Raw genomic sequence first — 14,506 nt, forward strand, 5'->3', positions numbered from 1 at the left:
TCCACCCCGAACCCCTTCGGTCGTACCGGCACGAACCCCATTAGCGGCACCCCCTCGGACGCCATCGGCCGCACCACCTCGAACGCCCTCGCCGTCGATTTCAAGGTCCGCCACACCGCGCGTGTCGCCTGCGAGCGCGTCGGGATCATCCGATGCCAGCCCGTTGAGCGCCGCCGCCTGAGAAGCGCTGAGCGGGACCGCCACCTCCAGGGGAACGCCTCCTTCGCCGGCGCCGTCCTTCTTGGTGCAGCCGAATATGGCCAGGGCCGCGAGCAGGCCGGCTCGGCCGAATGCGGATGTCATGACGAAACTGCGGCCAAGTGTGGAGCGGATCATGCAGAACCTCCTTACCGGACGGACGTCTCCCCGTGAAATCATGCTGACGGCCACGCTAACTGACCGTTCAGATACTGTCAACGGTAATCTGTAGTGATTTCAGCTACTTGTAGATATATTGGGTCGTAATTGATTTTCCGGCGGGACCCTGTTGGTTGCCTCGCGCAAGAGGCTATCCGAGTTCAGGGTGACGGTTTTGCGACAAGGAGGTCAGCCTAGCCGGCGGCCTTCCTTGCGCATTTCCCGAAGGAGATCCTGCTTCTTGATGTCGTCTCTACGGTCGCGATCTTCCTTGCGGCGTACGACGGCAATCTCGACCTTTACGCGATGGTTTTTCAAGTAAACCTTGAGGGGAATGAGGGTGGTGTTCTTCATGGACCACTTACCCACGATGCGGTCGATTTCGGCGCGGTTGAGGAGAAGTTTCCTTGGACGCATGGGGTCGTGGTTCCAGATGCCCCCCTCGGCATAGTGCATGATGTTCATGTTGTAGATGAAGATTTCGCCTTGCGCGAGCTTGGCGTAGCTCTCCTGGATGCTCGCGTGATGGCGGCGGAGCGATTTGACCTCCGAGCCTTGCAGCACCATCCCGGCCTCGAAGGATTCCATAACAAGGAAATCCTTGAGGACGCGGCGATTGTGGCAGAGGACGCCTTCGGCGGGGGATTTAGCCAGGACCGCCGCCCTTCGACAGGCTCAGGGTGACCCTTCGACGGAGCTCAGGGTGAGCGGAAAAGATCCCGCTCGTGGTGAGCCGGTCGAACCACGCATCTTGGTCGGGCTACACCGGTTGGCGCCGGATGGCGCGAATCACGCCTTTGATGCGGTCGCCTACGCCGTTCCCGTAGATCACATCCAACGCCGCGGGTACGACGTCCGCCTTGGCCTTCGAGTAGTTGAACCACATCGGGTTCGGGGACTTGTAGCTCTTGTTCGTGTGGACGTGCCGGATCTCGCACATTTCGCGCAAGCCCATCGGGCCGTGCGTGCGGCCGATCCCGCTGTATTTCCAGCCCCCCCAGGGTGACTGGGCGATGCCGTAGGTGGCGCCGTGATCGTTGATGGAAACGCTTCCGTATTCCAGCCGGGACGCGACCTCTTGGGCTTTGTGGCGATTCGACGTCCAGATGCTGGCTGTGAGACCGTAGGCCGAGTCGTTTGCCCGTGCAACCGCCTCGTCCACCTTGTCGAACGCCATGACCGGAAGGGTGGGGCCAAACGTCTCTTCCCGGATGGTGGTCATATCGTGGGTCACATCCGAGAGCACGGTCGGCTTGTAGAAGTAGCCCTTGAGTTGGCGGTTCCGCTCGCCGCCGACGAGTATCTTCGCGCCGTGCTTTCGGGCATCTTCCACCTGGGTCTCCACCACACGAAGCTGCCGTTCGCAGATGACCGGCCCGACATCGGTATCCGGATCCATCCCGTTTCCTTGGCGAAGCTTTCGCGTTTCCTCAACTACTCCATCAAGAAATGGCTTATAAATATCCTTTTGAACGTATAATCTTTCAACCGAGCAGCAGACCTGCCCGCAGTTTATGAACGCCCCCCATACCGCGCCCTTGATGGCGGTGGGGAGGTGGGCATCGCCCATGACGATCATAGGATCCTTCCCGCCCAGTTCAAGGACCACCGGTTTCAGGTCCTGGCCGGCCAGGGACATGATCTTCTTCCCGGTTCCCACGCTGCCGGTGAAGATGATTTTCTTAACGCGTGATCGCACCAGAGCTTCACCGGTTCGTCCGTCACCGGTGGCGACGCCCACGAGGCCGTCCGGGAATCCCGCCGCCTTGAACAGTTCTCCGATCTTGACTCCGGTGAGGGTCGTGAGTTCGCTGGGTTTGAGGACCGCGGCGTTGCCCGCCATGATGGCTTGGATCAGGGGGCCCATGGCGAGGGAGAAGGGGAAGTTCCAAGGGGCGATCACGCCGACTACACCGAGGGGGGCGTATTCGAGGTAGCTCTCCCGGCGCATGAACTTCCACTTGCCGATGTCCAGAAATTCGCGGCGCAGGATTTCCTCCGCATGATTCGCGAAGTAGGTGACGAATTCCAGGACGGGAAAGATGTCGTACGCCACGGCCTCCACGAAGGGTTTGCCGTTCTCTTTGACAATGATTTCGGCGATCTCGCGTTTTTGTTTCCGGATTTCGTCCTTCAACCGGAGCATGAGTTTGCGACGCTGCCGGAAGGTGGTTTTCTGCCAGCTTTCGAAGGCGGACCATGCCTTGTCGACGGCTCCGTCCACGCGAGCCTGGTCCCAAATGTCGATTTCAGCGAGCAACTCCAGAGTTGCGGGATTCACGCACTTGATCTTTTCCACGTTACCTCCGTTCGCTATGAGCGCAGTCAGCCACCGGATCATCCGGTGAAATGCGGTAGCCGCACCCTTCAGGGTGCGCTCCATGACGCAGGCGTAAAGCCCCATGCCACGGAGGGCATGGGACCATGCAATGTTGCCGCGCCTAGGATGGCGCGGCATGTAACATGGCCTGCGGCTACCGGTGTTGGAATCTGACAGCCGTGCGGGGTCATTTTACCTTCGGCGGCGCGGAATGCAATTTCCGGACGTTTCCTTCGCGGCGGGTCAATCGGATGCGGTCGAAATATTCGAGGAGGGGGATGGCGTGTTTTCGGGTGACGCCCGCCAGATCCTTCAGATCGGCGGGGGACATGGCCGGGTGGGTGTCAAAGAAGCGAATAAGCTTGAGACGGAGTGTTTCGATCGCCTCCCGATGGAAATAGAGATCGGGGGCGACGCGGACAACCTGCGCCTGATTCTCAAGGAGCTGAAGGATTCGTGAGACACCGGTGGCATGGAGGAAATCCTCCGCTTCCTTGACGGATGGGGGAGCGGACGAGGCCTCCATGAAAAGATTGAGGACGCGGACACGCAGGTCTTCGTCCTTCTTCTGGGTTCCAAGCTGGAACCGGCCTGAAGCGACTCGATCCTCCGCAATGCGTATGGCGCCGGACGCCGTTTCTTCCTCCAGTATGGCATTCAAGAGGGGTTCCTCCACTCGAAGGCGCTGACGAAGTTCTTCGCGCGAAATCCCTTTCTCGTAGGGTTTGTCCGCGTGAAACGCCGTAACATACTCATGGATCATCTTGCGGGTCTGCTCGTAAATCTCTCTAAGAACGACTGTATCGTTTCGAAGGAGTACCACTGCTCCGTCGGCCTGAACCGCCTTCACATGCTCACGCAAGGTTGTCAGCGAGATTCCGGTTCGTTTGGACAGATCGCCCAGCGTCCGGTGCCGGCCATGTAGAGAAAGGAAGGGGGCAATGGAGTTCGCGGCCGAAGCGCGGCCCAGGAGGGAAAGGGGCTCGGCCTTGTCGCGGTATCGACGCTTTGCAGCCAGGGGATCCAGGAGCTTGCCTCCCCCAATCGTTCGTTGATAGCCGGTGGTTCCGAGGAGGACGAATCGATCTCCCCATGCGCCTACGGCCGGCCTGTCCAGAACAAGCGTGGCCGGCGTTTCTTCTCCCGCCGCCAGCTCCTTGTGATTGTGCAGGAGGATGCGGGCGTTTGAGAAGAACGTCCTCAGGTGGAGGGTGGCTTGAGTCTGGGTCCGGATGGGGTGGGGCAGGGGTGAGGTGGCTTGGAGGAGGACATCCATGCGTGCCGACGGTTCGAAGGCACCCGACGTAGCGAGCAAGTCGCCCCGGGCCACATCTTCCTTCCGGATCCCCTGGAGATTCACCGCCACTCGTTGGCCGGCCAGCGCCTCTTCAACAGCATTCTTGTGGCTCTGGAGCGCACGCACGCGCACGGGTGCGCGACGAGGAGTCGAATCCTGGAGCGAAAATAGATCGATCTCCTCGCCGGTCCGGACCCGGCCGGAGGCGACGGTGCCCGTGACGACGGTGCCGAACCCTTGCATCACGAACACGCGGTCGATGGGGAGCCGGAAAAGATCGCTCGCGGAACTGTGGGGGCCGATGTCGCGGGCCATTTCATCGATGGTTGATTTCAGCTCCGCGAGGCCCGTGCCCGTGCGCGCCGAAGTGCGGATGATTGGGGCGTGTTCCAGGGGGGTACCCTTCGAAAGATCCCGTACCTCGGATTCGACGAGGTGGAGCAGCTCCTTGTCGGCGAGGTCCGATTTCGTGATGACGATGATCCCGCGAGGGATTTCGAGCAGTCGGCAGATGTCGAGGTGCTCGCGCGTTTGCGGCTTTACGCCCTCGTCGGCGGCCACGATGAGGAGAACGACATCGATGCCTCCCACGCCCGCCAGCATGTTCCGGATGAAGTCCTCGTGGCCCGGGACGTCGACGATGGCGCAGTGGGTTCCCGATTCAAGATCGAGGTAGGCGAAGCCGATGTCGGTGGTGATGCCGCGCTCCTTTTCCTCCTTCAGGCGGTCCGGATTGGTTCCGGTGAGGGCCTTGACGAGTTCGGTTTTGCCGTGGTCGATGTGACCGGCGGTGCCGACGGTGATGTGACGGGAAGGGGAAGGGGGCCGGCTCGATGCGGTGCCCACGGGTGGGCCCGGGGCCGCTACGCCGCCGTGGGCGCGCCGGTGAGATGCCGGTTGAGTTTGAGGCAGACCATGCAGATTTTCGCCTTGATCGACTTGCCGGCTTTCATGATCCGCACGGCACGAAGATTGGGCATGAACACGCGGTGAGTCTTGTTGTTGGCGTGACTCACGTTGTGCCCGAAGATCTTCTTCTTTCCGCAGAAATCGCACTGTCTGGCCATGGGGCGGGAATCTAGCATGAAACTGCAGGCACGGCAAGATCGAATGAGAGCTTGAGGAATGTTTCCGATCGGGGTACGCTTCCGTCAGGCATGAGAACGCGAACGCTGTACCTCATGGGGGGAATTCTGTTGACGCTCTCCTGCGAAGCCATCGACGGCGACAGCCCGCCGTACACCGCCGTGTTCTGCGCGCCCTCCGAGCTCGCTACGGTGGCGGGGGTGATTGCGAAAGCCATGGTATCGGGACGCGGCGTGTTCGACCTCAATCCGACGGAGGACGGGGCGTCCTCTGCCCAGATTCCGGATGTGCCCGCCGGGGCGGCCGACGTGAGGCTGGTGTTCTACAAGGGAGATCTTCCCATCGCCGAATCGACTCGAACCCTGAAGCTTTCCTCAGCGCAGTCGGTCGTGGTTCGAGTGGAGTCGTGCAAGGTTCAGTTTCCCGATTCCGACGGCGATGGGATTTCCAATCTGGATGAGGTTCTGCTTTCCGGAATTGACGCAGCCCTACTCGGGAGTAGTTCCGCGCCGTCCGGTGGGAAAACGGCTTGGGGATCCAAGGGGGACTGTCCATCCTCGACCAAGGACTGTTTTTCGGCCGCCTTCACCGCAGATGGAAGAACACGATCCTTCACCCACGAGATGAGTTCCATCGAGGGTTACTGGAACGAGAGCTCCTACCTGGATTCGAAGGGTCAAGTGGAGGGGAAATGCGGGTACGTTCGCGCTGACTTCCAAACGGATCCCGACGTCGACTCTGAGGTTTATGCCCTTCACTTCGAGGCCAATCTTAACCAGGAGACCTGTCCATCGGTGGGCAACATAAGCGGGCCCGGGGAGGTCCAGCTCCAGCGATACGTCGCCCAAGTTCAACTCTTTGAGAAGCTCGGAGTAGGGGGCATCGATTCGGCGTTGGCCCAGGGGCGCCTGGTCGTCAAGGAGATGGGGTCCGTCATCGGTGGCGTCTTTTCCGGCACTTTTGAAGCGAAACTACCGCGCAAGAGCGTGGAGGGCTCCTTCCGGTTCACCCGCCGCAATTGACGGGTGCGTCATGGGACGCAGGCTAAAGCCTGCGGCTACCGGGCCAGTCGACATTTTCAGACCGCGCCTGGCAACTCGCCGCATCCCGCATCCGCCTCAATTTGACAAATGGGGTCTTCACCATATAATATACTACTCTATTATAATATATGGCCCTCAAACATCTCATCCTGGCGCGGCTCATGCGCCGTCCCGCCCACGGCTATGAGCTGCACCACGAGCCCCTTCAGCCGCTCCACCCCGATTTTGGAGTAACCGAGGCGCACATCTACGCGTCCCTCCGATCCTTGGAGAAGAACGGCTACGTGCGGCATCGATCCGTCCGCCGGGGGAAATTCCCGCAGCGCATGAGCTACAGCATCACGTCCAAAGGCAGGAAGTACCTGCGTGTCTGGGCCAAGGGCCTCCAGGAGGAGCCACCCGAGGCGGTCTTTGGCCGTTCTCTTTGGCATCCCTTGGGCGCACGCCTTTCTGTTCTGCTGACGTTGGGATCGAAGCCATCGCCGGAAACCCTTCGTTCCGCTGTCCTAGCTGCGCAAAATCGGATCCGGCAATACCGATCTCTCCTGGCTGTTCGCCGTTCCGTTCACCCGTCCACGCGGATCCTCCTGCTTGGCGGCTTGGCCTTGGAGAAGGCCGGCCTATCGTGGTTGAGGACGGTCCACGGGGAGGGTGGGCTTCGCGGGCGATCGCACTCGCGGACCCCGTCACGGCCAAAGAAGCGGCGGAGTTGACAAGCTTCATATACCGCGTATAATGGCTGTTTCATACGGTACATGAGCATTCCGGAGCGAAGGTGAAAGTCACTGCGGCTATTGAGGAGTTCCTGGACTACGTCCAAGTCGAGCGTGGTCTGAGCGCCACCACCCTGAAGAACTACCGCCGCTGGCTGGAGCATTTACAACTATGGCTCAAGCAGAAGGGTCCGGGTGATATCGAAATCAAGGATCTGAGGAGTGATGTCATCTGGAAGTACCGGCTCTATCTCGCCGGTCGGCCGAGGGCCAACAAGCCGGGAGCCTTGTCGCGCACAAGCCAAAGGTACTTCTTGATTGCTTTGCGCACAATGCTTCGATACCTGACCAAACGCGGCGTCGCGGTGTTGGGTCCGGAGCAGATCGATCTTCCCAAACCGGCACCGAGGCAGATCAAGTTCCTGGATGATCGCTCCGTAGAGCGATTGCTTGCTGCTCCCAAGGTCGAGACGCGGCAGGGACTGCGAGACCGTGCGCTTTGTGAGGTGATGTTTTCCACGGGACTTCGGGTGTCCGAACTGTCCGGATTGGATCGAGACCGGGTGAATGTGAGCGACGGTGAATTCTCGGTAACCGGGAAAGGCGGCCGGACGCGGGTGGTATTTCTATCGGAAGAGGCTCGTCAATGGCTCACGAAATACCTGAAGGCGCGGAAAGACGATGGGAAGGCTCTTTTCGTAACCGCCAGGGGAAAGCCCGGATCTCGCCGATGGGCGAAGCGGTTATCGATCCGGGCCATCCAGGACCTCATCAAGCATTATTGCCGGTTGGCGGGAATCACTCTGCCCGCCAGTCCTCACACGCTCAGGCACAGTTTCGCAACGGATCTTCTGAGCCACGGTGCCGATTTGAGGTCGGTGCAGGAACTGTTGGGCCACAAGAACGTGGCGACGACGCAGATCTACACCCATCTGACGAATCCGCAGTTGCGCGACGTTCACCGGCGATTCCATCGCGGCGGGCGGTAGCCGGAAAATAAGTCAATATTCAAGATTGACCCCCTGCCCTATTCGCTCAGTATAGCACGCCCCGACCGGCCGAAAGTTTCCCACGGAAGGCCGAGGACGGGAACGGGGGTGAGGCGGTTGATGGTCGGGCCGGCTTATGCCCGCTTCTTGGTTGGGATCAGGGCGATCACGCCCAAGATGAGCGTGACGAGAGACATGAAAACGAGTGCTTTTACCATCTAGTCATCGCCGCCTTTTCTCCAGAAGTACCAACTGATCACGAAGAGAAGTATAACATTCACGAGTCCCACCGGCAAGAACCACCATTTCCATTGTGGATTGGAGGCGAATCCGAAGATGAAAACTGCGAAGGCAACGGCGATCAGAGTCAGACAAAGCTTTGAGACCTCGCGGAACCATTTCATTACGGCAGGCCGACGACGGGAACGGGGGTGAGGCGGGTGATGGTCGTGCCGTCGCCAATTTGTCCTCTATAGTTCCACCCCCAGCATCGCGCGGTGCCATCGGCCACCACAGCGCAGGAGTGCCGTCCACCCGCGACCAACCCAACCGAATTGGACATATTCGAAACCTGCACCGGTGTGCTCTTGCCAGCCGTGGTTCCATCACCGAGTTGCCCGTTGCTGTTGTCTCCCCAGCACTTGACAGTGCCGTCCGCGAGCAACGCGCAGTTATGATCATGGTGCCCTATGACGGCAACCGCGGCAGTGAGACTTGAGACAACGGTGGGCAAAGTTTTCCCGAGACCGCTGCCATCACCCAGCTTGCCTGCCGTGTTCTGCCCCCAGCACTTCACGATACCGGTTGATAGAATGGAGCAGGTGTGCTGGTAGCTGGCGCTGATTCCCACCACGGCGGAAAGGCTTGCAACCGGGATTGGCGTGAGCCGTTGGATGGTCGTCCCGTCTCCGAGTTGTCCATTTACGTTCCAACCCCAACACATGACCGTGCCATCCGATTTGAGCCCGCAGGTGTGAGTATCTCCCGCAGAAATGCCAACCAGTCCAGAGAGGGACGGCACGGCTGCAGGAGTCTTCTTGGTCGTCAGGGTCCCGTCACCAATTTGCCCATAGTTATTCGCCCCCCAGCACTTCGCGGTGCCATCGGAGATGACCGCGCAGACGTGACCCGAAACGATAGTTTCGTCTCCTCCACAGTCCATGGCGATGACGCCGGTTAGCGTGGATACTGCGGCCGGCGAGTACCGATTTGTCGTTGTTCCATCGCCAAGCTGTCCATTGTTGTTCTCGCCCCAACATCGTACCGTTCCATCAGACCCGAGCGCGCACGAATAGTACGCGCCACCGCAAATCGCCGTTGATGACGAAAGGGAGCTTACTTGGACAGGCGTTGATCTGTTGCTGGTCGTGCCGTCTCCGAGCTGTCCGTCGGAATTCCCGCCCCAGCATTTTGCCGTCCCGTCCGAGAGAAGCGCACAGACATGGCCTTCTCCCTCGGCCAGGCCAAGTCTCCACGGGCGGCCCGGGCCGCCGCGGCCGGAGGAGGATTCGTGGAGGCGTGGGAGTTTCACGCCGAGGGGACCGCTGAGGTTGGTGACGGCGACCGGCACCATGGTTTCGTTTGTTGTACCGTCTCCGAGAAGCCCGACGGTGTTGTTTCCCCAGCACCTTGCTGTCCCATCTGAAAGAACAGTACATGCGTGAACGTCCCCTGCCGCGAGAGCGACGGCGCCGCTTAGGTTGGAGACCACCACCGGCGTACTCCTGTCTATTGTCGTCGCATCGCCAAGCTGACCAACATTGTTTTTGCCCCAACATTTCACAGTCCCATTTGAAAGGATAGAACAAGTAAAGGCACTGCCAGCCCAAATGTCTACCGCACCCGTTAGAGAGGATACGGGCACCGGTGTGATCTTGTCCACAGTCGTTCCGTCGCCCAATTGGCCATATGCGTTGTATCCCCAGCATTTCACGGTACCGTCCAAGATCAAGGAACAGGTGTATTGACTACCCCCCGCAATGGTGACAGCGCCGGTTAGACTCAACACGGCTACGGGCGTATTCCTATCTACTGTCGTTCCATCGCCCAACTGGCCAAGGTTGTTGAACCCCCAGCATTTCGCTGTGCCGTTCGAGATAAGGGAACAAGCGTGGGCGTCTCCCCCCGTGACTGCGACGCCGCCAGACAACGTGGAAACGGCGACTGGTGTGGGTCTAGACGAGCCTAAGGAGTACAACGACGTTCCGTCGCCAATTTGGCCGGTGAAATTGTATCCCCAGCATTTGACAGTACCGTCTGAAAGAAGCGCGCAGCTATGATTGCCCCCCCCCGCGACTGCCACGGCGCCGGATAGGCTGGACACGACTGCGGGCGTCGGCTTATCCGCCGTCGTGCCATCCCCGAGTTGGCCGGCACCGTTGGATCCCCAGCATTTTACCGAGCCGTCCGACATTAGGCCACAGGTGTGGTGGATCCCTGCCGCAACGGCGATCGCACCGGACAGGGTGGACACAGCTAGCGGCATGTTTCTATCCAGCGTCGTACCGTCGCCTAATTGGCCATAGTCGTTCCAGCCCCAGCATTTGACGGTTCCGTCGGCGGCCAGCACGCAGGTGTGATCGCTACCTGCCGTGACGGCCTGGATGTTTCCACCGGTTGGGCCGCCACCACCGGAAGTTGTCGCGTTCGCTTCGTTGGAGAAGGCGGAGTTGTTGGCGCCGGTATAGGCGTAGACGCGGTAGAAGTATTGGGTGGAGGGGGTGAGGCCGGCGATGCTCATGGTAATTACGTTGGCGGAGGCGGGCCCAAGGTACGCGTACGATCCCCCTGCCCCGATTTTCTGGTCGACCTTGAAGCCGTCTTCGTTGGCGGAGTTGTCGGTCCAGCTCAGGTTGATCTGAGTGGACGAGACGGCAGTCGCGGTCAATCCGCTCGGCGCGGCGGGCGTGCAGACGCCGCCCTCGTCCGTGCTCCCGTCGCAGTTGTTGTCGATTCCGTCGCAGATTTCGATTCCTGGATTACCCACCGTGGCCGAGCATTGAGTCGCCGTCCCATCGGCTTTGCACACGAAGGTCCCGGAAGACTGACACGCCCCCTGCCCTGCGGTGCAGGCTTGCCCCTTGTTGACGAAGTCCTCATCGCTCGAAGCGTCGCAGTCGTTGTCGAGGTTGTCGCAAAGTTCAGCGCTAGGCGCCAGGCTCGAGGCGCAAACAAGAGAACCACTTGTGCAGGTTTGCGTGCCTGCCGCGCAAACGCCGGGCTGGGCCGTTGTGCAGCTTCCGCCGCCACTCACCCCATTGTCGATCGTTCCGTTGCAGTCATTGTCCAGCCCGTCGCAGAGTTCCGATGTCGGGAGGATTTCTCCGGTGCAGGTGCCCCAGAGGCCGCCGGAGCAGGTCTGGGAGCCGGTTTTGCAGGCACCGATCGTGTTCGTCCCGCTGGGACCGCTGTAACAGACTTGGGTGGTCCCATTCGTGCATTGACAGATCTCGTCGATCTTCCCGTTGCAGTCGTTGTCGATCCCGTCGCCGCAGACCTCGCTCGTCTGGGCCAGAGTTTGCACGCACACCAGAAGCCCCGACTGGCACTGTTGAGTCCCGCCCGAACAGATGCCGGTCTTAGTCGTGGAGCAGAAGGACCCGCCCGTATTCTCGTCCACCTTTCCATCGCAGTTGTTGTCGAGGCCGTCGCACATTTCGGCGCCAGGCGCCAGGCTCGAGGCGCAAGCAAGAATTCCGGCGGAGCATTTCATCGTGCCGGCGGCGCACACGCCAAGGGCGGTAGTCGAGCAGGAGGAGCCGCCGAGCCCGTCGTCCACCTTCCCGTCGCAGTTGTTGTCGAGGTTGTCGCAGATTTCCACGTTCCCGGGGAACTTGGCCTTGTTGGCGTCGTCGCAGTCACCGGGCTTCGCGACGGCCACGTACCCGGCGGTCGGAGCGCAACCTTGAACAAATCCACCGTCCGTGTAGCCATCGCCGTCCGCGTCCTTGTAGCTGATGGCGCTTTGAGGAACGTCGTCCACCTTTCCGTTGCAGTCGTTGTCGGCCCCGTCGCAGACTTCAGTTCCTTTGGGAAAGGCTTTCGCGTTGGCATCGTCGCAATCGACTCCCGCCACGAATCCATCGCCGTCCTTGTCCTCGCCCACCTGGATCTCCGCCGTGGCCGTGCCGCTCCCTTTCTTGGGATCTTCAACCACGACGCTCAGGTTGTACTTGCCGCTCTCGGAAGGCGCCGTCCATTCCGCCTGGGGATCATCGCCTTTGTAGCTCGTCGGCGCCTTCTTCTTTCCGGGATTCTCTTTCACCTTTTCCAACTTTCCACCGGATGCGACCCACGCGTAGCTCAGCTTGTCCCCGTCCGGATCAGAAGCCGTCACGCTCACCACGAGGCTCTCTCCCGGCGATGCGATCTTCTTGGGGATGGAAAGCTCTCCCACGGTGGGTGGGCTGTTGATGTCGATCGATTTGTCGACTACGACGCAGGCCCCGCAGGCCGCCGCCCCGCCCGTCTCGACCTCCTCATCCGCTTCCACGTCCGATCCGCCGCCGCCCTTTGCGCTGATGCTGTGTTTCACTTTGACTTTCACTTTCTGTTTCGTCGGCGCGATCACGCAATACTTCCCGTTCGCATCCGTGGCCACCATCTGGCTCCCCACGCGCACCGAGGCGCCGTTGACCGCCTTCCCCTTCTGATCGGTGATCGTGCCGCTCACGCAGGAGTCTCCAACCTCCATGACAATGTCGGCGAGAACGCACTTGGTCTGTCCTCCGCCGCAGTTGCCGCCGCCCACGATCTTCACCTTCTGCGATTTCTTATGATTCTTGCTCTTCCCGCGATCGTAGTAGTTGAAGTTGAGGTCCACTTCCGCCGGCGCCGTCTCGAGACAGTAATTCCCGCCCTGATCGCTGGCGGCGTACGATGAGCCGGCCATGACGGAGGTGTTCTTGAGCAGGTTCCCGGCGTCATCCTCGATCTTGCCCCGCACACAGCCGACGTCGGCCTTTTTCACCTCGACGACTCCGATCTCCACCGGTGGGGCCGACACGCACTCACCCGGCCCGGGCGTAAAGCCCGGCACGGCGATCGTCTGCTTCGCGGGGGCAAATTTGAGGTAGGACTGGGGGTAGTACGCCGCCATGGGATTCTGCGATATCGTGAGATCGACGGCGTCCGCCGCCGCGAGCGCCAGGCTGAACGCGCCCTTGTCGTCCGTCGTGGCAGAGGTTCCACCGCCATTGACGACCGCGCCCGCCACCCCCTTGCCACCGGATTCCTGGACTTTCCCGCGCACTTCCCGGAGTTTTGGCGGCGCGATGAGGATATCGCCCACGTCCGTGCACGCCTCCGACGGCGTCACGCACGTGGAAGCCGTGTCGGGCGCCGTCACGTCCTTCCGGGCCAGGATCTCCTTCATCTTGATCGTGCCCCAGCTCGGGTTGTCCACCCCCTGCCCGGCCTGGATCTCCAGGGTACCGTTTCGCATGACATCCAGACAGAACTTTCCGTCATCGCCCGTCGGGAGGATCTTCTTGTTTGACCATCCGTAGGTGCCGTTGCAAAAAGCCGAGGGGTAACTCTTTCCTTGCGAACAGACGTGGAGGTTCTTGACCGCCTCCCCGCACGCGTCCACGATTCGGCCGCGCACGCAGTGATGGGTATCGACAGCCTGGTCCACGTTCCACCACGAGAAGTGCTTCGCCTTGAATTGCATGAACTGGACGCCGCTGTCCTCCACCACGGAGGCCACGACCGGATTCCCCGCCTCGTCCAGCTCGGGGACCCACGTCCCGAGCGCCTCGTCGATGTACCAGACTTCGATGGAGTCGCCGATCACATACGGCGCGCCGGTCTTGGGATTGAGGGACCCGGTGGGAATTTTGAGCTTCACGTCCGCGGGGCTGTTGAGCTTCGGGATGGCGTTGCCTGCTTCATCGCGAAGCGTGATGTTCGCGTACACCACCGAAGCGAGTTCGACCGATTCGCCCACGGTCTCGCCATTCGCCCGCTTCACTGCCCGTTTCGATGCGCCGCGGACGCCCCCGCGCACCCCGCCCCGAACGCCTTGGACGGCCACGAAGCCTCCGGGGAATTCGCTGGACGCTTCCCGCGGGTTGCCGACGACCACTTCCGCCTTAACGGGACCGCTGGTCCCCAACGCGGCGGCGGCATTCGGGATCTGGACGGAAATCGAATTGTCCGGCGCTTTCAGCTCGGCCGTGCCGGATTCGGAAATGGCCAGGGACTGAACAAATTGGACCGGCTGAACCGAAAGCGGAACTTGTTTCGTTCCCGCCGCCAGCTCCATCACCTGCGCTTGAGGGGCGTAACCGGCCATGTCCGCCACGACGGAGACGTTGCCCGAGGGCGACTCGACGGCGAAGTTCCCCTGCCCGTCCGTCGTGGCCGAAGCGATCTTGGTCGGGTCGTCGATGGACGTGACGCGAATGCTGGCACCCGCGAGAGGGGATTTGGATTCCGAGTCGGAAAGCTGGCCGACCAGTTGGGTGGTGCCCTTGGCAGCCGAAGATGCCTCCGACGCACCGCCGGACAGCTTTTTCCCCATGATCCGGCCTCCCTTGGATTCGCAAGAAGAGAGGCTGATGAGCAGAGCGGCAGCCAAGAGAATTGTGATAGCAGAAGCCAAGCTAAGCGGGCTCCTCCCCCGAGGATTCATGCCCGAATTGTGAGGAAAATTGGTATCAATGTCAAGGCAGAAATCACGCCAGGGGCGCCACTTGGTG

9 protein-coding genes are annotated in these 14,506 nt (G+C 60.8%); 3 read left to right on the forward strand and 6 right to left on the reverse strand.

Annotation, left to right across the window (positions count from 1 at the left end):
* From HYT87_18390 to HYT87_18410, 5 genes are all read right to left on the reverse strand, one after another.
* On the reverse strand, window positions 1–336 hold a 336-nt coding region (locus HYT87_18390; GenBank protein MBI2061714.1), incomplete at its 3' end, for a hypothetical protein.
* A 210-nt stretch (window positions 337–546) separates the two neighbouring features.
* Window positions 547–1,011 (reverse strand): SsrA-binding protein SmpB, encoded by a 465-nt coding sequence (gene smpB / locus HYT87_18395; GenBank protein ID MBI2061715.1) that lies wholly within the window; start codon window positions 1,009–1,011, stop codon window positions 547–549.
* A gap of 106 nt (window positions 1,012–1,117) precedes the next feature.
* Window positions 1,118–2,656, reverse strand: a complete 1,539-nt coding sequence (locus HYT87_18400) for an aldehyde dehydrogenase family protein (protein ID MBI2061716.1) — start codon at window positions 2,654–2,656, stop codon at window positions 1,118–1,120.
* 208 nt (window positions 2,657–2,864) lie between these two features.
* Window positions 2,865–4,820: a selenocysteine-specific translation elongation factor gene (selB, locus tag HYT87_18405; GenBank protein MBI2061717.1), complete on the reverse strand. Its 1,956-nt coding sequence runs from the start codon at window positions 4,818–4,820 to the stop codon at window positions 2,865–2,867.
* Window positions 4,821–4,837: 17 nt separating this feature from the next.
* Window positions 4,838–5,041: a 50S ribosomal protein L28 gene (locus tag HYT87_18410; protein ID MBI2061718.1), complete on the reverse strand. Its 204-nt coding sequence runs from the start codon at window positions 5,039–5,041 to the stop codon at window positions 4,838–4,840.
* A 90-nt stretch (window positions 5,042–5,131) separates the two neighbouring features.
* Here HYT87_18410 and HYT87_18415 point away from each other — a divergent pair, with 90 nt between their 5' ends.
* The 3 genes from HYT87_18415 (at window position 5,132) to HYT87_18425 (ending at window position 7,805) form a co-directional block, all read left to right on the forward strand.
* The gene (locus tag HYT87_18415; GenBank protein ID MBI2061719.1) at window positions 5,132–6,082 is read left to right on the forward strand and encodes a hypothetical protein; all 951 of its coding nucleotides are present in this window, start codon (window positions 5,132–5,134) and stop codon (window positions 6,080–6,082) included.
* A gap of 149 nt (window positions 6,083–6,231) precedes the next feature.
* Window positions 6,232–6,816, forward strand: coding sequence for a PadR family transcriptional regulator (locus tag HYT87_18420; protein ID MBI2061720.1), 585 nt, complete (start codon window positions 6,232–6,234; stop codon window positions 6,814–6,816).
* Window positions 6,817–6,878: 62 nt separating this feature from the next.
* Window positions 6,879–7,805, forward strand: a complete 927-nt coding sequence (locus HYT87_18425) for a tyrosine-type recombinase/integrase (protein MBI2061721.1) — start codon at window positions 6,879–6,881, stop codon at window positions 7,803–7,805.
* Window positions 7,806–8,208: 403 nt separating this feature from the next.
* Here HYT87_18425 and HYT87_18430 read toward each other — a convergent pair whose 3' ends face one another.
* The gene (locus HYT87_18430) at window positions 8,209–14,409 is read right to left on the reverse strand and encodes a carboxypeptidase regulatory-like domain-containing protein (GenBank protein MBI2061722.1); all 6,201 of its coding nucleotides are present in this window, start codon (window positions 14,407–14,409) and stop codon (window positions 8,209–8,211) included.
* Window positions 14,410–14,506 lie beyond the last annotated feature (97 nt).

The sequence above is a fragment of the Nitrospirota bacterium genome (assembly GCA_016180645.1).
In the GTDB taxonomy this organism is placed as follows: domain Bacteria; phylum JACPQY01; class JACPQY01; order JACPQY01; family JACPQY01; genus JACPAV01.